This is a genomic window from Streptomyces sp. DSM 120436, from assembly GCF_055778765.1.
In genome coordinates this window covers 1,638,290-1,665,005 of record NZ_JBSKBS010000001.1, presented here as the reverse complement: position 1 = coordinate 1,665,005, position 26,716 = coordinate 1,638,290, and the positions used below count along the sequence as shown (strand labels likewise).

Sequence of the window (26,716 nt, the reverse complement as noted above, 5' to 3'; positions counted from 1 at the left end):
AGCCCCTTTCGCGATCACACACCTGCGTGAGGGACACTTAACCACCAGAACTACGTGCTGATCATGGAGGAGCGTCCGGTGGAGTTCGACGTCACGATCGAGATCCCGAAGGGTTCGCGGAACAAGTACGAGGTGGACCACGAGACGGGTCGGATCCGGCTGGACCGTCGGCTCTTCACCTCGACCGCCTACCCGACCGACTACGGCTTCGTCGAGAACACCCTCGGCGAGGACGGCGACCCGCTGGACGCGCTGGTCATCCTGGACGAGCCGACGTTCCCGGGCTGCCTCATCCGCTGCCGCGCCATCGGCATGTTCCGCATGACCGACGAGGCCGGCGGCGACGACAAGCTGCTGTGCGTCCCGTCGACGGACCCGCGCGTGGAGCACCTGCGCGACATCCACCACGTGTCGGAGTTCGACCGCCTGGAGATCCAGCACTTCTTCGAGGTCTACAAGGACCTGGAGCCGGGCAAGTCGGTCGAGGGCGCCAACTGGGTCGGCCGGGTCGACGCCGAGGCCGAGATCGAGCGGTCCTACAAGCGCTTCAAGGAGCAGGGCGGCCACTGAGCCCCCTCGCCGCGGGACGCGACGACGGGCCGCACGCGCAGGCGTGCGGCCCGTCGTCGCTCTGCGTGCGCATACTGGCGGGGCAGGGGGAAGACTGAAGGACGGTGTCGTCAGCAGGGAGAGAAAGGCACGTGAGGGACGCGGAGGACCGCAAGCCGCAGTCGGACGAGGCGAGGAACGCCTTCCTACCCCCCTCCGGCGTGGTGGCGCAGGCCGACAGCGAGTCGTCGACGACGTCCGAGTTCGCCCTTCCCGACGGGCTCGCCGTGCCGAAGCACGGACCGGAGTCCGAGACCACCTCGGAATTCGCCGTTCCGGACGGTCTGGACGTCGCCCCGCCCCCGCATCCCGAGCCGGAGGGTTCGGCGTTCAGCACGCCGCGGACGTACAGCGCCCGGCAGGCCGCCGCCTTCACCCCGCCGGCCGGCGTCCCGCTGGTCCGGCTGACCAAGGACGTGCCCTGGCAGGACCGGATGCGCACGATGCTGCGCATGCCGGTGACCGAGCGGCCCGCCCCGGAGCCGGTGCAGCGGCACGACGAGTCCGGCCCGGCCGTGCCGCGCGTGCTGGACCTGAGCCTGCGGATCGGGGAGCTGCTGCTGGCCGGCGGTGAGGGCGCCGAGGACGTGGAGGCGGCGATGTTCGCCGTGTGCCGCTCCTACGGCCTGGACCGCTGCGAGCCCAACGTCACCTTCACGCTGCTGGCGGTCTCCTACCAGCCGTCCCTGGTCGACGACCCGGTGACCGCCTCCCGCACGGTGCGCCGCCGCAGCCCCGACTACACCCGGCTGGCGGCCGTCTACCAGCTCGTGGACGACCTCAGCGACGACGAGACCCATGTGTCCCTGGAGGAGGCGTACCGGCGGCTGGCGGAGATCCGCCGCAACCGGCACCCCTACCCGGGCTGGGCCCTGACGGCCGCCAGCGGGCTGCTCGCCGGCTCCGCGTCGGTGCTGGTCGGCGGCCGGCTGCTGGTGTTCGTCGCGGCGGCGGTCGGCGCCATGCTCGGCGACCGGCTGGCCTGGCTGTGCGCCGGGCGCGGGCTGCCGGAGTTCTACCAGTTCACGGTGGCGGCCACGCCGCCGGCCGCGATCGGGGTGGCGCTGACCCTGGCGCACGCGGACGTGAAGGCGTCCGCGGTGATCACCGGTGGACTCTTCGCGCTGCTGCCCGGACGGGCGCTGGTGGCGGGCGTGCAGGACGGTCTGACCGGCTTCTACATCACGGCGTCCGCGCGGCTGCTGGAGGTGCTGTACTTCTTCGTCGGCATCGTCATCGGCGTGCTGACGGTGCTGTACTTCGGCGTGCAGCTCGGCGCCAAGCTGGTCCCGGACGCGGCGCTCGTCGCGGACCCGCAGCCGGTGCTGCAGATCGCGGCGGCGCTCGGGCTGTCGCTCGCCTTCGCGGTGCTGCTCCAGCAGGAGCGGTCCACGGTGCTGACCGTCACCCTGAACGGCGGGGTCGCCTGGGTGGTGTTCGGGGCCATGCACTACACGGGCGGCATCTCGCCGGTGGCGGCCACGGCGGTGGCGGCCGGTGTGGTCGGCCTGTTCGGGCAGCTGCTGGCCCGCTACCGGTTCGCGTCCGCGCTGCCGTACACCACGGCCGCGATCGGGCCGCTGCTGCCCGGTTCCGCCACGTACTTCGGTCTGCTGGGCATCGCGCAGAACGAGGTGAACCGGGGTCTGACGTCGCTCACCAAGGCCGTGGCGCTGGCGATGGCCATCGCGATCGGGGTGAACCTCGGTTCGGAGATCTCCCGGCTGTTCCTGCGGATCGGCTCCGCGGAGAAACGCCGGGCGGCGAAGCGGACGCGAGGCTTCTGACCCGGTCGCGTCCGCCGCCCGGCGGGGGCTCAGTAGCCGCCGTTGTACGGCTGCTGCTGGTCGTAGCGCTGGTCGTTGCCGTACGGCTGCCGGTTCGGCTGCTGCTGCGGGTAGCCGTTCGCGCCGCCGCCGTACGGCTGCTGCCGCGGGTGGCCGCCCTGGTGGCCGTAGTGCTGCGGAGCGGGCTGCTGGGGGGCGGCGGCCGGGGTGATGCGGCGCAGCTGGGTGGTGGCGTCGTCCATGACCGGCGGCTGCGGGTACGGCGCGGCGGCCGGGACCTCGGCGGCGGCGCGCTTCTTCTTGCCGCGCTCGCGCAGGTACTCGACGATGATCGGCACCACGGAGAGGAAGACGATCAGGATGAGGATCGTCTCGACGTTGTTCTTGATGAACGGGATCTGGCCGAGCCAGTAGCCGGCGAGGGTGACGCCGGTGCCCCAGACGATGCCGCCGATGACGTTGTACGTGAGGAACGTGCGGTACTTCATCCGGCCGGCGCCGGCCACGATGGGCGCGAAGGTCCTCACGATGGGGACGAAGCGGGCCAGGACGATCGCCTTGGGCCCGTACTTCTCCATGAATTCGTGGGCCTTCTCCAGGTTCTCCTGCTTGAAGAGCTTGGAGTTGGGCCGGTTGAACAGCCGGGGTCCGAAGAACTTTCCGATCGTGTAGCCGACCTGGTCGCCGATCACGGCGGCGAGCACGATCAGCGTGCAGACCAGCCACAGCGGCTGGGTGATGTAGGTGCCCTCGGCCACGAACAGACCCGCCGTGAACAGCAGGGAGTCGCCGGGCAGGAACGCGAAGAGTCCGGATTCCGCGAAGACGATCAGCAGGATGCCGGGGAGACTGAAGGTCTCGATGAGGTAGTCCGGGCTCAGCCACTCGGGGCCGAGCGCAAGCGTGGTCACGGGGATGTGGCTCCTGCAGCTGGGGGTCAAGGGCGGGGCTGGCTGCCCAAATTATGAACGCAGCCGCCGAAGCCCAGGTTCCGCGGGGGTACCCAGGATGCACTGTGCCCCGTTCCGGGGGAAGCCGCGAGCCGGCGCCGTGCGGGGGACCGCCGCCGGCCGTGGCCCGGACCGGCCGACGCGGCGGCCGGGCCACGACCGCCTCAGGCGGTGTGCCGTGCGGCGTTGGCGAGGATCGCGTCCCGCATGTACACGGCCAGACCGGGCTTCGCCTGGTCGATGTTGCGGGTGAACCGCTCGTCGTCGACGTACATGTTCCCCAGGCAGGTGTGCATCTCGTATCCGCAGTCGTAGTGGTGGCGCGAGATGCCCCGGCGGTGGTCCTCGGCGACGTCCATCGCCGCCTCGGAGTCCGCCGGCTCGCCCGCCTCCATCAGGGCGACGAACCGCCGGGTGAGCTCGTCGGCCTCGCGCTGGATCCGCTGCCAGTCCTCCTTGGTGTAGGAGGCCGTCTTCTGCTGCGACTGACGGTAGGCCTCGGTGTTCCCCCAGCGCTGCTGGACCTCCTCCTGGTGCTGGTCGGGGTCGAAGTCCCCGAAGACCTCGAACTTCTCCTCGGGCGTCAGGTTGATCCCCATCGTGCGTGCCTCCATGGCCTGTTCCACGGCCTCCGCCATCTTCTGCAGCCTCTCGATCCGGGCGGTCAGCAGTGCGTGCTGGCGGCGCAGGTGCGCGCGCGGGTCCGCGTCCGGGTCGTCGAGCAGGGCGGCGACCTCCTCGAGGGGGAAGCCGAGCTCGCGGTAGAACAGGATCTGCTGCAGCCGGTCGAGGTCGGCGTCGCCGTACCGCCGGTGCCCCGCGTGGCTGCGTTCGCTCGGCACGAGCAGGCCGATGGCGTCGTAGTGGTGCAGGGTGCGCACCGTGACCCCGGCGAAACCGGCCACCTGTCCCACGGAGTAGCTCACTTCCGCTCCTTTCCCTTCCGCACTCCAGCCTGGGACCTCACGCCACGTGAGGTGCAAGCAGGTTCCCGGTTTATCCCTTTCACCCCTTTATCGTGTGCGCGTGGCCCAGGACAGCACGCAGTCGGCGCCCGGCGCCGCCCCGGCCCGCGCCCTTCCGCCGGCCCTCGTGCCCGCGCTGCCGGCCTCCCCACCCGGCCGCTCGTCACCGGACGCCCGCACATGCGGTTGCGGGCGGACGGGACGGCCGCCAGGCGACCCCGCTCCCCCGACGGCCCCGCCCCGGGCCGTCCGATCCCGTACGGAGGACCCATGCCCCTGCACCCCGGCCGGCCGGCCGACGAGCGCCCGATGTCCGTCAACCCCGTCCTGGGGCCCGCGAACCCGGTCGGGGGGATGACCGAGGCGCCCCCGAAGCACCGGCTGCCGGACGGCCCCATGGCCCCGTCGACGGCGTACCGGCTGGTGCACGACGAGCTGATGCTGGACGGCAACGCGCGGCTGAACCTGGCCACCTTCGTCACCACCTGGATGGAGCCCGAGGCCGGGCTGCTGATGGCGGAGTGCCGCGACAAGAACATGATCGACAAGGACGAGTACCCGCGCACCGCCGAGCTGGAGCGCCGCTGCGTGGCGATGCTCGCCGACCTGTGGCACGCGCCCGACCCGGCACGCGCCGTGGGGTGTTCCACCACCGGGTCCAGCGAGGCGTGCATGCTGGCCGGCCTGGCGCTGAAGCGGCGCTGGGCGCTGCGCAACGCCGCCCGCCACCCCTCGCGGGAGGCCCGCCCCAACCTGGTGATGGGCGTCAACGTGCAGGTCTGCTGGGAGAAGTTCTGCGCCTACTGGGAGGTGGAGCCCCGCCAGGTGCCCATGGAGGGCGACCGGTTCCACCTCGACCCGGCGGCCGCGGCCGAGCTGTGCGACGAGAACACCATCGGGGTCGTCGGCATCCTCGGCTCCACCTTCGACGGGTCCTACGAGCCGGTCGCCGAGCTGTGCGCCGCCCTGGACGACCTCCAGGAACGCACCGGCCTGGACGTCCCCGTGCACGTCGACGGGGCGTCGGGGGCGATGGTCGCGCCGTTCCTCGACGAGGACCTGGTGTGGGACTTCCGGCTGCCGCGGGTGGCGTCGGTCAACACCTCCGGGCACAAGTACGGGCTGGTGTACCCGGGGGTGGGCTGGGTGCTGTGGCGGGACGCGGCGGCGCTGCCCGAGGAGCTGGTGTTCCGGGTGAACTACCTGGGCGGCGAGATGCCCACCTTCGCACTGAACTTCTCCCGGCCGGGCGCCCAGGTGGCGGCGCAGTACTACTCCTTCCTGCGGCTGGGCCGGGAGGGCTACCGCGCGGTGCAGCGGGCCGCGCGGGACGTGGCCACGGGACTGTCCGCGCGGATCGAGGCGCTCGGCGACTTCCGGCTGCTCACGCGGGGCGACGAGCTGCCGGTGTTCGCCTTCACCACGGCCCCGGAGGTGACGGCGTTCGACGTGTTCGACGTGGCGCGGCGGCTGCGGGAGACCGGCTGGCTGGTGCCCGCGTACACCTTCCCGGCCAACTGTCAGGACCTGGCGGTGCTGCGGGTGGTGTGCCGCAACGGCTTCTCCGAGGACCTCGCCGAGCTGTTCACCGACGACCTGACCCGGCTGCTGCCGGAGCTGCGCGACCAGCCGCACCCGCTCACCCGGGACCGGGACGCGGCGACCGGGTTCCACCACTGACGTCCACGGTCAGGAGGGGAGGCCGCCCCTCCTGACCGCCGCGACGAACGCCGACCATGCGGGGGCGGGAACGATCACTGCCGGGCCGTGGGGGTCCTTCGAGTCGCGGACGGGAACGCCGTGGCGGTGGCCGTCGAGGACTTCGAGGCAGCTGCCGCCCTCGCTGTTGCTGTAGGAGGACTTGCGCCACCCCGTGTACGTCGCAGCCTTCGGTATGACCTGATCAGCCCTGCTGTCCCTGCTCCTTCGCCAGTGCCTTCAGCAGCGCCGGACCTGCGCCGACAGCCGCATTCCTCACGGAGGGCCGGAACGCGGCGACCCGTTTCCCTCACCGACGCCCACGGTCAGGAGGGGAGGTCGCCCCTCCTGACCGCCGCGACGAACACCGACCATGCGGCCCCCGGAACGACCACGACGGGTCCGTGGGGGTTCTTCGAGTCGCGGACGGGGACACCTGAGGGAAAGTGCTCCAACACCTCGACACAGCTCCCCTGATCAGGCCCGCTGTATGACGACTTGCGCCAACCGATCGCTATGCATGCATCCGAGATGCTGTGCTCAGTCATGGTGTCCGTAATCCTTCGCTGTCGCTCTCATGAGGGCCAGTGACTCACGCTGCGGCAGGGCGTCACCCAGTGCAAGATCGTAAGTGTCCCGGAACCGCTCGGCCATCGCCGGGGAGTCATGCACCACGCCCATGTGCAAACCTTCGACGTAGGCCACCGGCGGCTGGTCTTCGAACCCCATGAGGGTCAGCATGTTTTGCAGCAGCGGGTGGGCGCCCAGGCCGAAGGGCAACACGTGCACCCGAACGCGATCCGCCTCGGCCAAGCGAACAACGTGCATGATCTGCTCCGCCATGACTTCCGCCCCACCAACCGGCCGACGCAGCACGGCCTCATCCAGCAGAGCCCACACTACGGGCGTGACCGGGTCTGCCAGGATTTCCGCTCGCTCCAGCCGTGTGACAACAGCCCTGTCACATTCCTCTTCCCCCAGAGGAGGGAAGGCGACGCGCAGAACCGCACGCATGTACCTCTCCGTCTGAAGGATGCCTGGCACATAGGACAGAGCGAACTCACGGATCATCGTGGCTTGTTGTTCGAGCGCTCGCGCTGCTTCGAAGTGGTCGGCGACTGCGCGATCGTTCTGCGGGAGAAAGCTGCTCAACACGTTCCCCGTGCCCAGCGCGCTGTCCAGCCGCCGCGCGTCCTCCCGTGACGGCACCCGGCGCCCCGCCTCGATGTGCGCGATGTGCGTGCGCGTCATGACCGCCGCCTCGGCCAGCTGCTGTTGCGTCAGCCCGGCCGTCTCGCGCTGCTCCTTGAGCCAGTCGCCGTAGGTGGTGCCCACGAGATCACTCCTCCGTGACACATGCTCTGTCACCCCGAACCCCCTGGCGAGCCTAACGCCGGCCCCCTCACTCTGTAGTCGGATCACCACAGTCCGCGACATCGATCACGGAGTCACCCATGCCCGGCCTCGTCGCCCGCCTCCTCGCACCGCTGCTCGACCTCGTCGCCCCCGGCACCGGACGACGCCGGCTCGACCCACGGAACGAACGCGCCCTCTCGCCCCCGCCCGTCGAGGGGCCCGCCCCACGCCGGTTCGGCGCACGCCCCCTGCGCGGTGAGGACCACGCCCTCGTACGCCCCTACGTCGTCGCGCATGAACTCCGCGAACAGGAGCGGCGCCGACAGGCCCGGCGCCGCTCCCTGCTGATCGCCCCGCGCGGCGCGCACCTGCACCTCATCCCTCCGCACACCCTGGGACTGACCGCATGACACACCACCCCCTCACCCCCGCCCGGCTCCTGCCCTGGACGAGCCCCGAGGGCAAGCCCTGCTACCTCCTGACCGACGGCAGCGGGCGCCTCTCCCGGGCCGCCGACATCGCCGAGGCCGTCCAGCTCGACATGGCCGCCGATCTGCTCGCCCACCTCGCCGACCTGCTCGATGACGACACGCCCGTGACCGCCGCCCAGCTCCGCTACCTGCTCGCCCGCACGCGCGAGGCGCTGACCGACGTGTGCCGCATCGCGGAGAGCCGGGGCGCCCGCCTGCGGGTGTGCGCGGACGCCGGAGCCGGCACGGATCCGGACGACATCCCCTTCCGCGACGCCGGTTCACCGTGATCGTAAAAGGGGAGCGGCCTGCGGGGACGGACCGGGCGGCTCAGAACGGGAAGCCGCTGCGGCCGTGCTGCACCGAGATCCACTTGGTGGCGGTGAAGGCGTCCAGCATGGTGTCGCCGTTGAGCCGGCCCACGCCCGAGTGCTTCTCGCCGCCGAACGGGACGATCGGCTCGTCGTGCACGGTGCCGTCGTTCACGTGGAACATCCCGGTGTCGATCCGCTTGGCGAAGCGCACACCGCGCTCCACGTCCCCGGTGTGCACGGCGCCGCTGAGCCCGTAGGGGGTGTCGTTCACCAGGCGCACCGCCTCCTCCTCGCCGTCGAACGGCACGAGGAAGGCGACGGGGCCGAAGACCTCCTGCCGCAGCAGGGCGGAGTCGGCGGGCAGCCCGGTGACGACGGACGGCTCGACCAGGTTGTTGGTGCGCGCGCCCCGCACCAGGGCGGTGGCGCCCTCGGCGAGGGCCTGGTCGACGACAGCCGTGAGGGCGTCCGCCTGCCGGGCGTTGATCACCGGGCCGATGACGGTCTCCGGGTCGCGCGGGTCGCCGGCCTTGAGCGAGCGCACCTTGGCGACGAACTTCTCGGTGAACTCGTCGGCCACCGCGCGGTCGACCAGGACGCGGTTGGCGGCCATGCAGACCTGGCCCTGGTGGACGTACCGGCTGAACACGGCCGCGTCCACGGCGTAGTCGACGTCGGCGTCGTCCAGGACCACCAGCGCGCTGTTGCCGCCCAGTTCCAGCACCGCGCGCTTGAAGCGGGAGGCACAGACGGTCGCCACGTGCCGGCCGACCTGGTCGGAGCCGGTGAAGGAGATGACCTTCGGTATCGGGTGCTCCAGGAAGGCGTCGCCTATCTCCGCGATGTCGGTGATCACCACGTTGAGCAGACCGGCGGGCAGCCCCGCGTCCTCGAAGATCTTCCCGATCAGGGAGCCGCCGACCACCGGCGTGTTCTGGTGCGGCTTGAGCACCACGCCGTTGCCCAGCGCGAGCGCGGGCGCGACGGACTTCAGCGAGAGCAGGAAGGGGAAGTTGAACGGGCTGATCACACCGACCACGCCGACCGGCACGCGGTAGACGCGGTTCTCCTTGCCGTCCGCCGGCGAGGGGAGGATCCGCCCCTCGGGGGCCAGCGCCAGGTGCACCGACTCGCGCAGGAACTCCTTGGCGAGGTGCAGCTCGAAGGCCGCCTTCAGGCGGGTGCCGCCCAGCTCGGCGACGATCGCCTCGGCGATCTCCTCCTCGCGCTCCTCGACCAGCCTCAGCGCCTTCTCGAACACCGTGCGGCGGGCGTACGGGTTGGTGGCCGCCCATCCCGTCTGCGCGCGGGCGGCCGCCCGGTACGCCTGGTCGACCTCGTCGACCGTGGCGATGGTGATCGACGCGAGCTTCTCGTCGTCGTACGGGTTGAAGTCGATGATGTCCCAGGAACCGGTGCCCGGGCGCCACTCACCGTCGATGTACTGCTGAGCCAGGTCGGTGAAGTACGACGACATGTGATCCCTCGATCCCTTGCTGCGTCAGCAGAAACTGATCAGCACCGTGGTGTGACCGCACGTCATCGTACTTGTGTTTCAAGGGAGTTGAAGAGACTACTGGGACAGTCGGCGAATGCCCTCAGGACAGTTGCAGCAGCCCCCGCAGGAGGTCGCGGCTCTCCGCGGGACCCGGGCTGTCGTGCTGCAGCTCCTTGAGCGCCTTCTCGTACTGGGCCACGTCCTCGGGCTTGTCCAGGTAGAGCGCGCTGGTGAGCTGCTCCAGGTACACCACGTCCGAGAGGTCGGGCTCGGGGAAGCTGAGGATGGTGAACGCGCCGGACTCCCCGGAGTGGCCGCCCATGCTGAACGGCACCACCTGAAGCCGGACGTTGGGCCGCTCGGAGATCTCGATCAGGTGCTGGAACTGGCCGCGCATCACCGCGCGGTCGCCGTACGGCCGGCGCAGCGCCGCCTCGTCGAGCACCACGTGGAACTCGGGGGCGTTCTCCGACACCAGGTACTTCTGCCGCTCCAGGCGCAGCGCCACCCGGCGCTCCACGTCGGCGTCGCTCGCGCTCCTCATGCCGCGCCGCACCACCGCGCGGGCGTACTCCTCGGTCTGCAGCAGACCGTGCACGAACTGCACCTCGTAGGCGCGCAGCAGCGAGGACGCGCCCTCCAGGCCCACGTAGGTGGGGAACCAACTGGGCAGGACGTCCGAGTAACTGTGCCACCAGCCCGCCACATTGGCCTCCTTGGCGAGGGAGACCAGCGAGGCCCGCTCCTGCTCGTCCGTGATGCCGTACAGCGTCAGCAGGTCTTCCACGTCCCTGGTCTTGAAGCTCACCCGGCCCAGTTCCATCCGGCTGATCTTCGACTCGGAGGCGCGGATCGAGTACCCCGCGGCCTCACGCGTGATCCCCCGCGCCTCACGCAGTCGCCTGAGTTGTGATCCGAGCAGCATGCGCCGCACCACCGATCCCGGCTCTCCCGCGCTCACGTTCGACAGCCTCCCCAACGTGTTCAGGGCCCGCAGTCTGCCACTAAAACACTCCGAGCAGTACTCGCCCGATTACGCAAACGGGAATCGGTCACCCGTTCCGGCCGGGAAGCCGCACGGAACGGGCACCCCGGCGCAACGAGGGCAAGAGAACAGCCAGGAGAGGACGCGGGAATGACGGAAAAATTGGTCAACAAACCAGTACGGTGGGCCTGATTTCGGTCAGCTGCACGTGCATCTGCCCTTGCATCTGCTGTGCGCATCCGAAACCATGGGCCCCGCACCACCGCCGCCTCGCTACGACCGCGAATTCCCGGGAGTGCCTCGCATGGGGACGAATGGATCGACCATGCTCGAGCCGTTACGGCAGGGCCTTCCTCCGCTGAACCTCGCGGCCGCCTCCGACGCCGCCTCCTGCGCCCTGCACGCCCGCCACGAAACGGTGTGCGAGGCACGTCGGTTCACCCGCGACACCCTCGACCAGTGGCACCTGGGCGACCGGTTCGACGACGTCTGCCTGGTGGTCTCCGAACTCGTCACCAACGCCCTGCGCCACGCGCTGCCGGCGAACGCCCCGCGGCCCGCCGCCCAGGAGCCCCCGGTGCGGCTGCACCTGATGCGGTGGACCGACCGGCTGGTGTGCGCGGTGCGCGACCCCAGCGACGACGGCCCGGTCACCCGGTGCCCGAAGGACCTGTCCGACGACTGCTCCGCCGAGTCCGGCCGCGGGCTGTTCCTGGTCGACTCGTTCAGCGACGGCTGGGGCTGGCACCCGCTGGCGGGCGCGCTCGGCGGCAAGGTGGTGTGGGCGCTGTTCCGGCTGCCGCAGCCCTGATCGTGACACGGCGCATGCACGCGCACGAGTTCTACGCGCGTCACACCGGACGGGCCCGTGATCCTCGGCCCCCGGAACGGGAGGGCCGCGGGTCCGGGGCGTGCGCCGTCAGCCCGCGATCAGCTCGCGACCAGGTGGTCGAACTCGCCGTCCTTCACACCCAGCAGCATGGCCTCGATCTCCGCGCGGGTGTAGACGAGCGCGGGACCGTCGGGGAAGCGGGAGTTGCGCACCGCGACCTCCCCGCCCGGCAGCCGGGCGAACTCCACGCAGGAGCCCTGCGAGTTGCTGTGCCTGCTCTTCTGCCAGGCCACACCGTCCAGCCGGGTGGCCGCCATGCCGTTGTACACGCCAGACGCGCCGGCACCGTCGTGCCCGTCACCGTCGTACACGTCGTGGTCCACAGGTCGCTCCCCGCTGGTGCACTGGCTGGTCTGGCCATTGGTGCCTTGGTCAACTGTCCCGGATCATAGCTCCGTTCACGTGCATATGCATGAGCAGATGCACGTGCACGCGGGGTGTCGAGGTGATTACCGTCACCGGCCGTGCGGTGCCCGCTCGGCGGGCGCCTCCCCGGACCCCGTTGCCTTGGAGACGCACGCGCGGGCGTATGTGTTCCCTCCCGCGCCCTTCCGGTGGGCGGGCGGTGATGCCTTCCGGGCAAACCGGCGGCCCCGTGCGAGGTCGGTCACGCGACCCTGGCCGGGCGCGGGGCGGTTCCTGTTAGCTGGCAGCGGTCGTCCGGCCGTCCGGGCCGGCAGCAGGGAGGGGGCCAGCAGTGACTTCGGAGGCTTCGGTGGGCCGGTTCGGTCCGGCGGCGGCACGGGGAGGGCGTTCCCGGCGGGTTCGCCGGGCGGCAGCGGCGGTCGGTCTGGCCGGTGCGCTCGCGCTGACCGCGTGCAGTGGCGACGGCGACGGCGGCGGCTCGGACGACTCCGCGGCCACACCCACGCCGTCCGCCACACGGACGGCGGACTCCGGCGGCGGCACGGGCGGCTCCGACGCGACCGGCGCCCCGGCCGGCGATCTCCAGGGCAGCTGGCTCACCACCGCGGACGGCAAGGCCGTGGTCCTGATGGTCAACGGTGAGGAGGCGGCGCTGTTCGCCACCGGCGGCACCGTGTGCAGCGGCACGACCGAGGGTGACGACGGTGGAACGATCAGTCTCAACTGCCCGGCGGGCGACGGTGACCGCACGAAGGGCACGGTCGAGTCGGTCGACGCGACGTCCCTCACGGTCGCGTGGGAGGGCGCGGCCGGCGCGGAGACCTACACGAAGGCGGAGGGCGGCTCACTCCCGCCGGGGCTGCCCACGGAGGGGGTGGAGCCGTAGGGGCGTCGCCCCTCGCCGGGGGCGGGTGCGGCCTGAGGCTGTTCGCGGGCGGTCGCCCGGGACTCCCGCCGTCTCCGCGGACAGCGCCCCAGGAACGCACACCGTCCGCGGCAGTCACCCCGGCACACGCGCCGCCCGCGGACAGTCACCCCGGCACACGCGCCGCCCGCGGACAGTCACCCCGGCACACGCACCGCCCGCGGACAGTCACCCCGGCACACGCACCGCCCGCGGACAGTCACCCCGGCACACGCACCGCCCGCGGACAGTCACCCCGGCACACGCACCGCCCGCGGACAGTCACCCCGGCACACGCACCGCCCGCGGACAGTCACCCCGGCACACGCACCGCCCGCGGACAGTCACCCCGGCACACGCACCGCCCGCGGACAGTCACCCCGGCACACGCACCGCCCGCGGACAGTCACCCCGGCACACGCGCCGTCTCCGCGGACAGCGCCCCCGGGACGCACACCGTCCGCAGACGGCCACCCCGGGACGCACACCGTCCGCGGGCAGTCGTGCCGTAGGGCAACACAGGCGGACGCAGACGGCACCAGCTGATCAGCGGCGTTCACCGGACGCGGCGCGTCACGGCAGTCGCGTCCGCCCCCGCACCTGCGCCTCGTCGGCCGCGCGGGCGCCCTCCTCCCAGCCGGCCGCGTCGCTCACCCCGCGCAGGCGCGTGGCGGTCGTCTCCGGGAACAGCCGGTCCGTCCGTTCGGTGACCGCGGCCTCCCGGGAGGCGAGGACCGGGAGCAGGTCGTCGCTCACCGGCGCTTCGGCGGCGGCCGCGAGCCGCGCCCCGACGCGGTGCGCGTAGGCGGCGAGGAAGGACTGCCGGAAGGTCTTGGTGCGCTTGCGCCCGCCCGCCCGCTGCGCGGCCTCCGCCTTGGTCATGGCGGTGGTCGCCTGCACCAGCAGCGAGGTGTGGAGCAGCTCGACCGCCTCCAGGTCGGGCGTGAAACCGACCACCGTGGAGAAGCCGAACGGCTCGTTCCACACCGCCCGGCAGTGGTTCGCCGAGGCGACCGCGTCCAGCAGCACCGCCTTGGCCTGCTCGTACGGCGGGTCGATGCCGATCCGGCAGGCGTCGGGCCCTTCCCCGGCGGGGGCCCGCGCGGCGAGCAGCGCCTCGTCGACGCTGTGCCGCGCCATCAGCTCCTGCGCCTTGGCGCTCAGCGCCTCCGCCTCCTCCGGGAACCCCGTCGCCTCCGCCTTCGCCAGCAGCGCCCGGATCCGGCCGAGCAGGCGCGACTCCGGCCGCCGCTCCCGTCCGGCGGCGGGCGCCGTGATTTCGTCGAGGGGTTCCAGCGCGGGCAGCCGCAGCAGCAGCCGGTACAGCTCCAACACCACGGTGGCCTGCGAGAACCGCTCGCCGAGCGGGGCGGGACCGGACGTCGGCAGCTCGTCGATCTGGGCCCTCCAGCGCGGCCCGCGCGGCCGGCCGTCGCGCTGCGCCTGGGCACGGATCAGCGAGGCGGCCAGGCGTACGTGCGCCTCGTCCAGTTCCCGGCGCACCACCCGCACGACGTCGGCGGGCTGCCAGCCGCGCTGCCAGGCGGACTCCACGAAGTCCTCGCCGCGCCGGGCGAGTTCGGCGTCCGCAGCGGGGTCGGCGGCGAGCAGGGAGGCGCCCGTGTCGAGGGTGTCGTCGCCCGTGTCGTAGAGGGCGGTGCGGAAGGCGCGGTCGATGGTGCCGGACGTACTCACAGGGCCGATCGTGCCACGCGGCGGCCCGTCACCCGAAAGTGTCAACCAAGGGTTGACGCCCCCGCACTGTCAACTTACGGTTGACACATGACGACGAACCCCGCCATCACGTCATCCGTCCGTCTCGACGACCTCATCGCGGCCATCAAGAAGGTCCACGACGAACCGCTCGAACAGCTCCAGGACGCGGTGCTCGCCGGCGAGCACCTCGGCGACGTCGCCGACCACCTGATCGGCCACTTCGTCGACCAGGCCCGGCGCTCCGGCGCCTCCTGGACGGACATCGGCAAGAGCATGGGCGTCACCCGGCAGGCCGCCCAGAAGCGCTTCGTCCCCCAGGGAGGCAACGACCTCGACCCGAACCAGGGCTTCAACCGCTTCACGCCCCGCGCCCGCAACACCGTCATGGCCGCGCACAACGAGGCGCAGGCCGCCCGCAACGCCGAGGGTGTCCCCGAGCACCTGGTCCTCGGTCTGCTGGCCGAACCGCAGGGCCTGGCCGTCATGGCCCTCACCGAGCAGGGCGTCACCGCGGACGCGGTCCGCGAGGCCGCGCGCGCGGCGCTCCCGCCCGCCGTCGAGGACGCCCCGGAGCTGGTGCCGTACGGCTCGGCGGCCAAGAAGGTCCTGGAGCTGACCTTCCGCGAGGCGCTGCGCCTCGGCCACAACTACATCGGCACCGAGCACCTCCTGCTCGCCCTCCTCGAGCACGAGAACGGCACGGGCGTGCTCAGCGGCCTCGGCGTCACCAAGGCCGCCACCGAGCGGTACGTGACCGACGTGCTCGCGCAGTACGTCGAGACGACCACGGGGGACGAGCCGGCGCAGGAGGACTGACCCGGCCCCGGCCGGACCGCTCCCACCGGGCCGTTGTCACACCCCCCTGGAACACTCGCGTGCATGACCGGCCGGTGGGCGCTCGCTCCGGCCGAGGACGGTGGCGTGGACGTCGCCCCCCTCGGCCCGGACGGGCTGCCCTCCGGCCCGGTGCGGCGCGAGGCGGACCTCGCCGAGGCCGTGCGGAGCCGCCCGGGCGTCACCCGGTGGGTGTGGCGGTCCACCGCCGAGGTCTACCCGCGTCTGCTCGCCACGGGGGTGCGAGTGGAGCGCGCGTACGACGTCGAGGCCGCCGAGACCCTGCTCCTCGGCCACGAGGGGCGGTACGGGGAGCCGCGTTCGGCCGCGGCCGCGCTGGCCCGGCTGCGCGGCGGCCCGGTGCCGCCCGACCCGCCGCAGCGGCACGCGGAGCCGGGCGCCCAGTCCTCGCTGTTCGACCCGCGGGCGGCGCCGCTGCCGCTGGCCGACCTGCTCGCGGTCTACGCCGGGCAGCAGCGGCGCACCGACGCCACCGCGCACCCCGACCGGATGCGGCTGCTGACCGCCGCCGAGTCGGCGGGCATGCTGATCGCCGCCGAGATGAACCGCGCGGGGCTGCCCTGGCGGGCGGACGTGCACCGCGCGGTGCTGCACGACCTGCTCGGCGAGCGCTACGCGGGCGGCGGCGAGCCGCGCCGGCTGGCCGAGCTGGCGGAGGAGGTGTCCGCCGCCTTCGGCCGCCGGGTGCGGCCCGACCTGCCGGCCGATGTGATCAAGGCGTTCGCGCAGGCGGGCGTCAAGGTGACCTCGACCCGCCGCTGGGAGCTGGGGTCGGTCGACCACCCGGCGGTGAAGCCGCTCCTGGAGTACAAGAGGCTGTACCGGATCTGGGTGGCCCACGGCTGGTCCTGGCTGCAGGACTGGGTGCGCGACGGCCGCTTCCGGCCGGAGTTCCTCGCGGGCGGCACGGTGACCGGCCGCTGGGTCACCCACGGCGGGGGCGCGCTGCAGATCCCCAAGGTGATCCGCCGCGCGGCGGTCGCCGACCCCGGCTGGCGGCTCGTCGTCGCCGACGCCGCCCAGATGGAACCGCGCGTCCTGGCGGCGATCTCCCGCGACCCCGGGCTGATGGAGGTGGCCGGCCGGGAGAGCGACCTCTACCAGGCGGTGTCCGAGCGCGCCTTCTCCGGCGACCGCGACCGCGCCAAGATCGCCGTCCTCGGCGCGGTGTACGGGCAGACCTCCGGCGACGGCCTGAAGAACCTCGCCGCGCTGCGCCGCCGCTTCCCCAGGGCCGTGGCCTACGTCGACGAGGCGGCCCGCGCGGGCGAGGAGGGCCGGCTGGTCCGCACCTGGCTGGGCCGCACCTGCCCGCCGGCCGTCCGTCCTGCGGACGAGGCGGACGGGGAGGCGGGCATCCCGGTCGCCCAGGACGAGCCGGACTCCGAGACCCGCCCGTGGGTCCCCGGTCACTCCTCGACCGACGCCCGCGCCCGCGGCCGCTTCGCCCGCAACTTCGTGGTGCAGGGCAGCGCGGCCGACTGGGCGCTGCTGCTCCTCGCCGGACTCCGCCAGGCCCTGACCGGCATGGCGGCGGAGTTGGTCTTCTTCCAGCACGACGAGGTGATCGTGCACTGCCCCGAGGAGGAGGCGGAGGCCGTGACGGCGGCGGTCCGGCGGGCCGCCGAGCGGGCGGGACGGATCGCGTTCGGGCAGACCCCGGTGCGGTTCCCGTTCACCACGGCGGTGGTGGAGTGCTACGCCGACGCGAAGTGACACCCCGGCGGGAGCGTGCGGGGCTCCGCCGCCCGTTCCCGGGCGAGATCCCGGACGAGGTCGTACGGCTCGAAGCGCCCGTACGCGGTCTCCTCCAGCAGGGCCGCGTCGACCAGCCGCTCCAGCGCCGCCTCGGCCCGCGCCTCGTCGACACCGGTGAGCCGGGCCAGCGACGGGGCGTCGCAGAAGGGCAGGTCGAGGGCGCCGATGTGCCGCAGGGCGAGGGCGGCGTCCTGGTCGGCCCGGCGCCCGGAGGCGGTGAGCGCGTCGAAGGCGGCGCCCAGGGAGCGGCGGACGCTGAGGTCGTCGTGGTCGAGGAGGTCCAGCCTGCTGTCCGCGGCGGCGAGCCGGGTGGCGAGCGCGTCGGGGGTGAGGGCCCGGCGGGCGGCGAGCCGGGCCGCGACCACCCGCAGCGCCAGCGGGAGCCGCCCGCTGAGCGCGACCAGCGGATGCCGGGCGGAGATCCCGTCCCGCCCGGACGCGGCCCGCAGCAGCGCGGCGCTCTCCTCGTCGCCCAACGGCCCGAGCGGGACGCGTGCGGCGCCGTCGAGGGCGGTGAGGGGCGACCGGCTGGTGACGATCACGGCACACCCGGGACCGGCGGGCAGCAGCGGCCGTACCTGGGCGGCGCTCGCGGCGTCGTCCAGCACGAGGAGGGTGCGGGTGGGCGCGAGCAGGGACCGCAGCAACGCGGAGGCGGTGTCGGGGTGACCGGGGATGTCGCGGGAGGGGACGCCCAGGTCGCGGAGGAGCGCGGTGAGGGCCTGCCCGGCGGTGAGGGGGGTCGAACCGGCTCCCGTGCCGCGCAGACCGAGGTACAGCTGCCCTCCGCTGAAACGTTCCGCCAGACCGTGCGCGACATGCAGCGCGAGGGCGCTCTTGCCGACGCCGGCGGTCCCGCTGATGACGACGGCGCCGGTCTCGCCCGCACCGGAGAGCACCCGGGCGACGTCCTCCCGCACGCGGTCCCTCCCCACGAAGGGGACGGGGGCGGGCGGAAGCTGAGCGGGCCGCACCCGCCCGGAGGCGTCCCCCGGTCCCCCGCCCGTGCGCGCCTCACTCCCGCGCAGCACCTCCACATGGGCCTCGCGCACGGACCGCCCCGGCTCGACGCCGAGTTCGTCGGTGAGCCGGGCCCGCAGGTCGCGGTGGACGACGAGGGCCTCCGCCTGACGGCCGGTGCGGTGCAGGGCGAGCATGAGCTGGCGGTGGTAGACCTCGCGCAGCGGATGCTCGGCGGCCAGGGCGGCCAGCTCGGGCACGAGATCGGCGAGACGGTCGCCGCCCAGCGCGAGTTCGGCGTCGTACCGCCACTCCAGGAGGAGCAGCCGCGCCTCTTCGAGCCGGCGGACGAGGGCGTACCCGCCCACCTCGGGGGCCGGACCGCCCAGCGGACTCCCCCGCCACAGCCCGAGCGCGGCCCCGCACGCCCGGCGCACCCGCTCCCAGTCGCCCTCGGCGCGGGCGGCACGGGCGGCGGCGACCTGGCTGTCGAAGACCTGGACGTCCAGTTCACCCTCGTCGACGCGGAGGACGTACCCCGTAGGCACGGTGAGGAGCCGGCCGGGGTCATCGAGGAGGCGGCGCAGACGGGCGACGTGGTTGTGCAGCGAGGGCAGGGCGGAGACGGGCGGGGCGCCGCCCCACAGGGCCTCCTTCAACGCCTCGACGGAGACGACCCGCCCGGCGTCGAGCAGCAGCACGGCGAGGAGGGTGCGCAGCTTGGGGCTGGTCACAGGGCGCACGGGGACGTCGCCCGGCCGGCCGGCCGGCTCACCGGGGCCCGGCTCACCGCCGTCCGGCCGACCGCCGTAGAGGACCGGCGTCCCCAGCAGTCCGAAGCGCAGCCCGCGCCGTGTCACGCCGCGCCCCTCCTGCCTTCCGGGTGACCGAACGGGAATCCGTTGGCCTTATGTTAGCCATCCGTTGGCAAGGTTTGATGTGATCACTACATCGGATCCGGCCAGGGGGTGCGCGCGCGTCGCGCAACTCGGGGGAGTGTCGCCGCCGCGCCCGATCCGCCCCACGAGGACCCCCGGTCGCCAGAGGTGAACGGCCGGGGCCTCGGTCTTTCCCTCCACGCCCTGGTCACCCGGGACACGCCCTCGTGGTCCGCAAGGAAGCAGTGAGCGGCAAGGCCCGGACGCGGCCTCGGCAGGTCACACCGCGCGCTGCTTCGCCAGACGCTGACGGCGGGCCTCGTAGAGGACGACGGAGGCCGCGTTCGACGCGTTCAGGGAGCTGGCCGAACCCGTCATCGGAATGCTGATCACCTGGTCGCAGAGGTCTCGCCAGGCCGCGCTGAGGCCCGCGGTCTCGTTGCCGACGAGCAGCAGCACCGGCTGGGTCAGGTCGAACTCCGAGGCGTCGGCGTCACCGTCCTCGTCCGTGCCGACGACGACGACCGGCCGCCCCTGCGCGCGCTCCTCCTCCAGCCACTCCATGACCTCGTGGTGCGACCGGCTCCGCACCACCGGCACGGAGAAGAGGGAACCCGTGGAGGCGCGCACCGACTTGGGGTCGTACGGGTCCGCCGCGTGCCCCGTCACGACGAGTCCGTGCGCGCCGAAGGCGTCCGCCGATCGCACGATGCTGCCGATGTTGCCGGGCTGCGTCGGCCGGTCGAAGACCAGACCGAGGAAGTCGTCGCGCACCTCGATCCGGGACAGGCTGTCCGGCGCCATCTCGACCACCGCCAGGACCTCCGCGGTCCCGTCGGCCTTCTCGCTCAGCTCGGCGAGCAGCTCCGGCGCCATCGCGACGCGCTCGGCGCCGGCACCGCGCAGGAGGTCCTCGGCCCATCGGGAGAGCGGGCGGCCGGCGTCGTAGAGCAGGGACCGAACGGTCCAGCCGTGCTCCACGGCCATCGTGATCGGCCGTACGCCCTGGACGAGGAACTCCTTCGCACGCCCTCGTTTGGTGCGGTTGTCGAGCAGCGTGCGCAGCTGCTGGAAACGGGCGTTGCGGGTCGTGATCCGCTGCACTGCCACCCGTCCTCCAAGCCGAAGATGATCGTCGCGGTCCCGGTCGTCCGGGCGCCTGGCCGCCCGGGCGGAACACGGCGCCGGGCACCCGGCAGGCTACAGGGGGCTGGACCGCAGCCCCTCCCCCGTACCACGAAAAGGACCAGGTCAGACGATTCTGACCTGGTCCTGGAAAGAGCCGCCTTCGGGATTCGAACCCGAGACCTACGCATTACGAGTGCGTTGCTCTGGCCATCTGAGCTAAGGCGGCGTGCCGTGCGCACCATGGTGCGATCAGCGACGTCGGTAAGTCTACACAGTTTCCGGGGGTGCTCCGTACCGCCCCCGGAGGCGGGGCGGGGCCGTCGCCTCCGGGGGCGGCCGTACCGTCTACGAGCAGCGCTTCCCGTCCGCCGGAGGGGTGCCGTCGATCAGGTACGCGTTGATCGCGGAGTCGACGCAGGAGCTGCCGCGGCCGTACGCGGTGTGGCCGTCGCCGTCGTAGGTGAGGAGGCGGGCCGAGGAGAGCTGGCCGGCCAGGGCCTGGGCCCAGCGGTACGGGGTCGCCGGGTCCCGGGTCGTGCCGACGACCACGATCGGCGCCGCGCCCTTCGCCTCGATGCGCTGTGCCTCCCCCGTGGCCCGCACCGGCCAGTAGGCGCAGTTCAGCGCGGCCCAGGCGAGGCCCTCGCCGAAGACCGGGGACGCCTTCTCGAACTCGGGGAGCGCCTCGCGGACCTGCTCCGGGCTCTCGAAGGCGGGCGGCAGGTCGAGGCAGTTCACGGCCGCGTTGGCGGACATCAGGTTGCTGTACGCGCCGCCCGCGTCCCGCTCGTAGTAGCTGTCGGACAGGACGAGCAGTCCCGCTCCGTCCTTCTCCTCCATCGCCGCCGTCAGCGCCTCGCGCAGCCGCTGCCAGGCCGCCTCGTCGTACATCGCGGCGATCACGCCCATCGTCGCCAGCGACTCGGTCAGCTCGCGGCCCTCGGCGTCGCCGGCGGGCAGCGGGCGGGCGTCGAGCCCGTCGAAGAACGTCTTCAGGTTCTCGCCGACCCGCTCCGGCGACGTGCCCTTGCCGCCCAGCGGGCAGTCGCTCCGCCGCACGCAGTCCTTCGCGAACGCCGTGAACGCCGTGGCGAAGCCCTCCGTCTGCTCCAGGTTGAGCCGGCGCGCGCTCAGCGACGGGTCCATCGCGCCGTCCAGCACCAGCCGCCCGGTCCGCTCCGGGAACAGCCCCGCGTACGTCGCGCCCAGCAGGGTGCCGTACGAGGCGCCCACGTACGTCAGCTTCTCGTCGCCCAGCACCGCGCGCACGATGTCCATGTCCCGGGCCGCCTCGACGGTCGACACATGGCGCAGCAGCCCCGGCGCGTCCGCCCCGCAGCCCTCGGCGAACGTCCGGTACGCCGCGACCAGCGCCTCGGTCTCCTTCTCGTCGTCCGGCGTGATGTCCGTGCGGGTGTACGCGTCCATCTCGCGCCCGTCCAGGCACTCGACGGGCTCGCTGCGGGCCACGCCGCGCGGGTCGACGGCCACCATGTCGTAGCGGGCGCGCACCTCGGCCGGGTAGCCGACGCCCGCGTACATCTGGAGGTAGCCGACCGCCGAGCCGCCCGGCCCGCCGGGGTTGACCAGCAGGGAGCCCAGCCGCTCGCCGGGGCCGGTGGCCTTCTTGCGGGCGACGGCGAGGCGGACGTCCCCCGCGGACGGTTCGGCGTAGTCGAGCGGCGCCCTGACCGTGGCGCACTGGAACTCGGGGACGCCGCAGTCGCGCCACGCCGGTTCCTGTGCGTAGTACGGGGCGAGGGCCGCGGGCGTCGGGCCGGGCAGCGGGGCGAGGGCGGCGGCCGCTCCCGCCACCGGCGAGGTGGCCCCGCCCGTCGAGCTCCCGGAGGAGCAGCCCGCCAGCAACAGCGCGGCCGCCGTGAACAGGGCGGCTGCGGTACGGGTCCTGCGTGGGGTGCGCCTTGTGTGCATGCCGCGAGCGTAACCGTGAGCGACCGGATGGACGCGCTGCGCACACGCCGTGCCCCGGACGAGTGACGGCCGCCCCGCCGGCGAGCCCCGCTCAGCCCGCCCTGAGCGCCATCGTCATCGCCTCCACCGCCAGCAGGGGCGCCACGTTGCGGTCCAGGGCCTTGCCGCAGGCCGCGATCGCCTCGATCCGGCGCAGCGTGGACTCGGGGGTGCTGCCGCGGGCCAGGCGCTCCAGCGCGTCCTCGGCGTCCGTGTTGGCCAGCGCGATGCGGGAGCCGAGCTGCAGGGCGAGGACGTCGCGGTAGAAGCTGGTGAGGTCGGCCAGGGCGACGTCGAGGCTGTCGCGCTGGGTGCGGGTCCTGCGCCGCTTCTGCATGTCCTCCAGGTCCTTGACCACGCCCGCCGTGCCGCGCGGGAGGCGGCCGCCCTGGGCCGCGCCGAGCGCCGCCTTCAGGTCCTCGGTCTCCTTGCCGTCCCGCTCCTCGGCGAGCTGCTTGGCGTCCTCGGCGGCCGCGTCGACGAGCTCCTGCGCGGCCCTCAGCGCGCCGCCGACCTCCTCGACCCGCAGCGGCAGCTTCAGCACGGCGGCGCGGCGGGCGCGGGCGGCCGGGTCGGTGGCCAGGCGACGCGCCCGGTCGACGTGGCCCTGGGTGGCGCGGGCGACGGCGGCGGCGACGTCCGGCTCGATGCCCTCGCGCCGGATCAGCATGTCGGCGACGGCGTCCACCGACGGCGTGCTGAGGTTGAGGTGGCGGCAGCGGGAGCGGATCGTCGGCAGGACGTCCTCGAGGGAGGGGGCGCACAGCAGCCAGACCGTGCGGGGCGCCGGCTCCTCGACGGCCTTGAGGACGGCGTTGGCGGACTTCTCGTTGAGCCGCTCGGCGTCCTCGACGAGGATCACCTGCCAGCGGCCGTTCGCCGGGGCGGTGAACGACTTGCGGACGGTGTCGCGCATGTCCTTGACCAGGATCTCCGCGCCGACGGCGGCGACCGTCGAGACGTCGGCGTGGGTGCCGACGAGCGCGGTGTGGCAGCCGTCGCAGAAGCCGCAGCCGGGGACGCCGCCGAGGGCCCGGTCGGGGCTGACGCACTGGAGCGCGGCGGCGAAGGCGCGCGCCGCCTGGTTGCGGCCCGCGCCGGGCGGGCCCGTGAACAGCCACGCGTGCGTCATGCGGGACGCCTCGGGCGGGGGGGCGTCGCTCGCCGCGGCGGTGACGGACGCGTCGGCGTCCCGGGCTGCGGCGGCGAGCTGTTCGCTCACCCGCTCCTGCCCGACGAGGTCGTCCCACACGGTCATGGGTCAGCCCGCCCTTCCGTCAGCGTCGTGCCTTGCCGGATCCATTGTGCGGGTCCGCACCGACACCCCGGTCCCGGCCGTCCGACAGCGGCCGTGCCGGGCGCGCCCGAAGATCCGCCCGGCACAAGCCGTGCCGGGCGCGCCCCAAGGCCCGCCCGGCGCGTGGCACCCGCCCCTCAGCGCCGCCGCCGACGCCCGTCGTCGCCACGGCCCTCGTCGTCGCCGTGGTCGTCCGCGTGCGGGCCGAGCAGTTCGTCGGCCAGCGACGGCAGGTCGTCCAGCGGGGTCTCCTCCGCCCAGTCGGGGCGCTCCCGGCGGCGCGGGGCACTCCCGGCGTCGACCTGCGGCAGCTCACGCGTACGGTCCTCGGGGCCCTCCGCGCCGCCCGCGGGACCGGGCTCGCCCGCGCGCACCGGGGGCAGCACCGCCGTCTCGTCGGCGGCGTCCGGCGTGACCCGGGGCAGGACGGCCGTCTCGTCCGCCGGCCCGTCCGCGGCGTCCGGCACCTGCGGCCTGGGCAACTGGGTCGTCACCTCGGCGTCGGCCGGCGCCGCGCGGTCCGCGTCGCGTACGCCGTCCTCGTCCCGCACCCGGGGCAGGACGGCCGTCTCGTCCACCGGTCCGCCCGCCGCGTTCGTCGGCGTCACCACCGGCGTCGGCACGGTCAGCGCCTCGTCGGCGTCCCGGCCCGCGGCGGACGGGGCCGCGGCGGACGGGGCCGGGGCGGGCCGGTCCGGGGCGTCGGACGGCGTCACCGTGTTCCGCGGTCCCGCCTCCGCCGCGGCCGCCGCGCGCTCGGCGAGCTGACGGGCCTGCTCCGCGCGCAGCAGGGCCTCCTCGGCCTTGCGCTGCTTCTCCAGGCGCTGCGCCTCGGCCTCGGCGCGCAGCCGCGCCTCCTCCTCCGCCTGCTTGCGGCGGCGCTCCTCCTCGGCCTTGCGGCGCGCCTCGGCCTCGGCGCGCGCCTTCTCCTCGGCGAGCAGCCGCTGACGCTCCTCCTCGGCGCGGCGGCGCGCTTCCTCGGCCCGCTGCCGGGCCTCCTCCGCCTGCCGCTCGGCCTCGCGCCGCTGCGCCTCCTCCAGCTCGCGCCGCTTGCGCTCCTCCTCCTCGGCGCGCAGCCGGGCGAGCTGCTCCTGGCGCTCCCGCTCCAGGCGTTCCTCCTCGGCCTTGCGGGCCGCCTCCTCCTCCGCCTTGCGGCGGGCCTCCTCCTCGGCCTTGCGGCGCGCCTCCTCGCGCGCGGCGATCTCGGCCTCGGACAGCGGCAGGACGCGGTCGAGGCGGTGCCGGATGACCGTGGTGACGGCCTCCGGCTCCTGGCCCGCGTCGACCACCAGGTAGCGGCCGGGGTCGGCGGCGGCCAGGGTGAGGAAACCGGAGCGCACGCGCGCGTGGAACTCCGCGGGCTCCGACTCCAGCCGGTCCGGCGCCTCGGTGAACCGTTCCCGCGCGGTCTCCGGCTCCACGTCGAGCAGTACCGTCAGGTGCGGTACGAGTCCGGCGGTGGCCCAGCGGTTGATGCGGGCGATCTCGGTCGGCGACAGGTCCCGCCCGGCGCCCTGGTAGGCGACGGAGGAGTCGATGTAGCGGTCGCTGATGACCACCGCGCCGCGCTCCAGCGCCGGGCGCACCACGGTGTCCACGTGCTCCGCGCGGTCCGCCGCGTACAGCAGGGCCTCGGCGCGGTGCGAGAGGCCGGCGCTGGAGACGTCCAGCAGGATCGAGCGCAGCCGCTTGCCGACCGGGGTCGCCCCGGGCTCGCGGGTGAGGACGACCTCGTGGCCCTTGGAGCGGATCCAGTCGGCGAGGGCCTCGGCCTGGGTGGACTTCCCGGCGCCGTCGCCGCCCTCCAGGGCGATGAAGAAGCCGGAGCCCGCGGGCGCGGGGCCGGGGTCGTCGCCGCCGAGGAGGGCGTCCCGCAGGTCCTGCCGCAGCGGCACCCCGGAGCGGTCGTCGACCTTGGCCAGCACCAGCGCGGCGACCGGCAACAGCAGGGCGCCGACGAGCATGAGCGTGAAGGCGGCGCCGCCGTGCGCGAAGACGAACCTGCCGCTCTCCAGGCGGTGCGGGCCGATCGCCGACGCCAGCACGGGGGCGACGACCGCGCCGAGCCCCACGTACACCCGGACGACCGCGTGCAGGTGCTCGGTGGTCCGGGCCCGGCGCTGCTCCTCGGTCTCCTGGTCGAGCAGGGTGTGGGCGGTGTTGGCGGCCATGCCCGCGCCGGCGCCGGCCAGCGTCAGGACCAGCAGCACGCTGGTGACGTCCGGGACGAGTCCCGCGGCGAGCAGCGCGGCGCCCGTGAAGGCGAGGGTGAGGGCGAGCATCCGGCGCCGGGGCAGCGACGGCAGCAGGGCGGGCGCCGTGCGGATGCCGACGACCACGCCGCCGGTGAGCGCGCCCACCATCAGGCCGAACAGCACGGGTCCGCCGCCCAGGTCCTTGGCGTGCAGCACCGACACGGCGACGGCGGACGCCACCGCGCCGGCCACGGACGCGCCGGCGAGCACCAGCAGCGGCAGCGCGCCCGTACGGCCCTTGTCGGGTCCGGCGGCGCCCCGCGGGGGGCGCAGGCCCTCCAGCGGCGAGCGCGGGCGGGGCGTGCGGGTGCCGGGCAGGTCGAGGAGGGTGACGACGGACAGCGACGCGGCGAACAGTCCGGCCGCGACGTACGAGGCGAGGGCCGCCTGGTGCTCCGCGAACCACTCGATGCCCGTGCCGAGCAGGTTGTTGCACAGGGCGGTGACGACGAGCGTGAGGGCGGCGAGCGGTATCGCCACGAAACCGGTGCGCAGCGACAGGAGGCGCAGGGCGTCGAGGTGGTCGGGCAGCGGCCGGATGCTGGCCCCCTCGGGCGGCGGCCCGGGCAGCAGGGCGGGCGCGGCGCCTTCACGGGACACTGTCCAGAAACGCTCGGCGACGCCCGCCACGAACGCGGTCACGAGGAGGATCGCCAGGGCGTTCTCGGGCGTCCAGTCGATCCACAGCGGCGCGACGATCAGCAGCGCGGCCCGCAGTCCGTCCGCGCCGACCATGGTCCAGCGGCGGTCCAGCGGCCCGTCCCGCGAGGTGAGCGACGTGAGCGGGCCGAGGAGCACGGCGCCGAACAGCAGTATCGCCAGGGTGCGCACGCCGAAAACGGTCGCCACTGCGAACGCCGCTCCGCGGTACCCGCCGCCGAACGCCTGCTCGGCGACCGACGCCTGGAGCGCGAGGAGCACCAGCACGAGGAGGGCGAGGACGTCACCGACCCCGCCCACCAGTTGTGCGCTCCACAGCCGTTTCACCTGCGGTCGGCGCAGCAGGGCGCGGACGGCACGCTCGCGGGAGTCCGCGACAAGGGCGTCGTCGGGGGCCGGTTGAGGGGCCGTGGGCTGCTCGGCTCGCGTCATGCGTTCAGCCTA

General features: G+C 73.6%; 23 protein-coding genes and 1 tRNA gene. 9 read left to right on the top strand and 15 right to left on the bottom strand.

Translation table 11 applies throughout. The features are described 5' to 3' along the window. The first annotated feature begins 78 nt into the window (after nucleotides 1–78). Nucleotides 79–570 (top strand): inorganic diphosphatase, encoded by a 492-nt coding sequence (locus ACWH4W_RS07620; RefSeq protein WP_006132604.1) that lies wholly within the window; start codon nucleotides 79–81, stop codon nucleotides 568–570. 131 nt (nucleotides 571–701) lie between these two features. Further along, complete coding sequence (locus ACWH4W_RS07615; protein WP_473075041.1) at nucleotides 702–2,396, top strand: threonine/serine exporter family protein; 1,695 nt, start codon at nucleotides 702–704, stop codon at nucleotides 2,394–2,396. Between the two features lie 29 nt (nucleotides 2,397–2,425). Here ACWH4W_RS07615 and ACWH4W_RS07610 read toward each other — a convergent pair whose 3' ends face one another. Together ACWH4W_RS07610 and ACWH4W_RS07605 are read right to left on the bottom strand one after the other, a co-directional pair. Beyond that, nucleotides 2,426–3,307: a DedA family protein gene (locus tag ACWH4W_RS07610; protein WP_473075040.1), complete on the bottom strand. Its 882-nt coding sequence runs from the start codon at nucleotides 3,305–3,307 to the stop codon at nucleotides 2,426–2,428. 203 nt (nucleotides 3,308–3,510) lie between these two features. After that, nucleotides 3,511–4,272, bottom strand: coding sequence for a MerR family transcriptional regulator (locus ACWH4W_RS07605; protein WP_473075039.1), 762 nt, complete (start codon nucleotides 4,270–4,272; stop codon nucleotides 3,511–3,513). 309 nt (nucleotides 4,273–4,581) lie between these two features. Here ACWH4W_RS07605 and gad point away from each other — a divergent pair, with 309 nt between their 5' ends. Continuing rightward, nucleotides 4,582–5,991 carry a glutamate decarboxylase gene (gad, locus tag ACWH4W_RS07600; protein ID WP_473075038.1) on the top strand — a complete coding sequence of 470 codons (1,410 nt, stop codon included), beginning with the start codon at nucleotides 4,582–4,584 and terminating at the stop codon, nucleotides 5,989–5,991. 9 nt (nucleotides 5,992–6,000) lie between these two features. Here the strand turns inward: gad and ACWH4W_RS07595 are convergent, their stop codons facing one another. From ACWH4W_RS07595 to ACWH4W_RS07585, 3 genes are all read right to left on the bottom strand, one after another. Then, nucleotides 6,001–6,207 carry a DUF397 domain-containing protein gene (locus ACWH4W_RS07595; RefSeq protein WP_473077441.1) on the bottom strand — a complete coding sequence of 69 codons (207 nt, stop codon included), beginning with the start codon at nucleotides 6,205–6,207 and terminating at the stop codon, nucleotides 6,001–6,003. Nucleotides 6,208–6,335: 128 nt separating this feature from the next. Next, nucleotides 6,336–6,557 carry a DUF397 domain-containing protein gene (locus tag ACWH4W_RS07590; RefSeq protein WP_473075037.1) on the bottom strand — a complete coding sequence of 74 codons (222 nt, stop codon included), beginning with the start codon at nucleotides 6,555–6,557 and terminating at the stop codon, nucleotides 6,336–6,338. Next, nucleotides 6,550–7,344, bottom strand: coding sequence for a helix-turn-helix domain-containing protein (locus ACWH4W_RS07585; protein WP_473075036.1), 795 nt, complete (start codon nucleotides 7,342–7,344; stop codon nucleotides 6,550–6,552). The genes ACWH4W_RS07590 and ACWH4W_RS07585 overlap by 8 nt, the downstream gene beginning before the upstream one ends. Before the next feature lie 119 nt (nucleotides 7,345–7,463). Between ACWH4W_RS07585 and ACWH4W_RS07580 the strand changes: the two genes are divergently transcribed. Further along, entirely contained in the window at nucleotides 7,464–7,775 is a 312-nt protein-coding gene (locus tag ACWH4W_RS07580) for a hypothetical protein (protein ID WP_473075035.1), read from the top strand. After that, nucleotides 7,772–8,125, top strand: a complete 354-nt coding sequence (locus tag ACWH4W_RS07575; protein WP_473075034.1) for a hypothetical protein — start codon at nucleotides 7,772–7,774, stop codon at nucleotides 8,123–8,125. The genes ACWH4W_RS07580 and ACWH4W_RS07575 overlap by 4 nt, the downstream gene beginning before the upstream one ends. Before the next feature lie 40 nt (nucleotides 8,126–8,165). Here ACWH4W_RS07575 and ACWH4W_RS07570 read toward each other — a convergent pair whose 3' ends face one another. Both ACWH4W_RS07570 and ACWH4W_RS07565 read right to left on the bottom strand, forming a co-directional pair. After that, nucleotides 8,166–9,626, bottom strand: coding sequence for an aldehyde dehydrogenase family protein (locus ACWH4W_RS07570; RefSeq protein WP_473075033.1), 1,461 nt, complete (start codon nucleotides 9,624–9,626; stop codon nucleotides 8,166–8,168). A 121-nt stretch (nucleotides 9,627–9,747) separates the two neighbouring features. Next, a complete protein-coding gene (locus ACWH4W_RS07565; protein ID WP_473077440.1) occupies nucleotides 9,748–10,572 on the bottom strand; it encodes a helix-turn-helix domain-containing protein in 825 nt (274 codons plus the stop codon). Between the two features lie 385 nt (nucleotides 10,573–10,957). Here ACWH4W_RS07565 and ACWH4W_RS07560 point away from each other — a divergent pair, with 385 nt between their 5' ends. After that, the gene (locus ACWH4W_RS07560) at nucleotides 10,958–11,443 is read left to right on the top strand and encodes an ATP-binding protein (protein ID WP_473075032.1); all 486 of its coding nucleotides are present in this window, start codon (nucleotides 10,958–10,960) and stop codon (nucleotides 11,441–11,443) included. A 119-nt stretch (nucleotides 11,444–11,562) separates the two neighbouring features. Here ACWH4W_RS07560 and ACWH4W_RS07555 read toward each other — a convergent pair whose 3' ends face one another. Then, nucleotides 11,563–11,847: a DUF397 domain-containing protein gene (locus ACWH4W_RS07555; RefSeq protein WP_033274906.1), complete on the bottom strand. Its 285-nt coding sequence runs from the start codon at nucleotides 11,845–11,847 to the stop codon at nucleotides 11,563–11,565. Nucleotides 11,848–12,221: 374 nt separating this feature from the next. Here ACWH4W_RS07555 and ACWH4W_RS07550 point away from each other — a divergent pair, with 374 nt between their 5' ends. Beyond that, nucleotides 12,222–12,776, top strand: a complete 555-nt coding sequence (locus ACWH4W_RS07550; RefSeq protein WP_473075031.1) for a hypothetical protein — start codon at nucleotides 12,222–12,224, stop codon at nucleotides 12,774–12,776. A gap of 591 nt (nucleotides 12,777–13,367) precedes the next feature. Here ACWH4W_RS07550 and ACWH4W_RS07545 read toward each other — a convergent pair. Next, complete coding sequence (locus tag ACWH4W_RS07545) at nucleotides 13,368–14,489, bottom strand: DUF2786 domain-containing protein (RefSeq protein WP_473075030.1); 1,122 nt, start codon at nucleotides 14,487–14,489, stop codon at nucleotides 13,368–13,370. Nucleotides 14,490–14,576: 87 nt separating this feature from the next. Here ACWH4W_RS07545 and ACWH4W_RS07540 point away from each other — a divergent pair, with 87 nt between their 5' ends. Next, nucleotides 14,577–15,326 carry a Clp protease N-terminal domain-containing protein gene (locus ACWH4W_RS07540; protein ID WP_473075029.1) on the top strand — a complete coding sequence of 250 codons (750 nt, stop codon included), beginning with the start codon at nucleotides 14,577–14,579 and terminating at the stop codon, nucleotides 15,324–15,326. Between the two features lie 63 nt (nucleotides 15,327–15,389). Beyond that, entirely contained in the window at nucleotides 15,390–17,081 is a 1,692-nt protein-coding gene (locus ACWH4W_RS07535) for a bifunctional 3'-5' exonuclease/DNA polymerase (protein ID WP_473075028.1), read from the top strand. On the opposite strand, the gene ACWH4W_RS07530 is transcribed toward ACWH4W_RS07535, so the two are convergent. The 6 genes from ACWH4W_RS07530 to tmk form a co-directional block, all read right to left on the bottom strand. After that, on the bottom strand, nucleotides 17,063–18,943 hold the full coding sequence (locus ACWH4W_RS07530) for an AfsR/SARP family transcriptional regulator (RefSeq protein WP_473075027.1): 1,881 nt from the start codon (nucleotides 18,941–18,943) through the stop codon (nucleotides 17,063–17,065). The genes ACWH4W_RS07535 and ACWH4W_RS07530 overlap by 19 nt on opposite strands. A 297-nt stretch (nucleotides 18,944–19,240) precedes the next feature. Then, on the bottom strand, nucleotides 19,241–20,071 hold the full coding sequence (locus ACWH4W_RS07525) for an RNA methyltransferase (protein ID WP_473075026.1): 831 nt from the start codon (nucleotides 20,069–20,071) through the stop codon (nucleotides 19,241–19,243). Between the two features lie 170 nt (nucleotides 20,072–20,241). Then, nucleotides 20,242–20,315, bottom strand: a tRNA-Thr gene (locus ACWH4W_RS07520). 119 nt (nucleotides 20,316–20,434) lie between these two features. Beyond that, nucleotides 20,435–22,021 carry an alpha/beta hydrolase gene (locus tag ACWH4W_RS07515; protein ID WP_473075025.1) on the bottom strand — a complete coding sequence of 529 codons (1,587 nt, stop codon included), beginning with the start codon at nucleotides 22,019–22,021 and terminating at the stop codon, nucleotides 20,435–20,437. A gap of 91 nt (nucleotides 22,022–22,112) precedes the next feature. Continuing rightward, nucleotides 22,113–23,318 carry a DNA polymerase III subunit delta' gene (locus ACWH4W_RS07510; protein WP_473075024.1) on the bottom strand — a complete coding sequence of 402 codons (1,206 nt, stop codon included), beginning with the start codon at nucleotides 23,316–23,318 and terminating at the stop codon, nucleotides 22,113–22,115. Nucleotides 23,319–23,494: 176 nt separating this feature from the next. After that, nucleotides 23,495–26,704: a dTMP kinase gene (gene tmk, locus ACWH4W_RS07505; RefSeq protein ID WP_473075023.1), complete on the bottom strand. Its 3,210-nt coding sequence runs from the start codon at nucleotides 26,702–26,704 to the stop codon at nucleotides 23,495–23,497. Nucleotides 26,705–26,716: the final 12 nt, after the last annotated feature.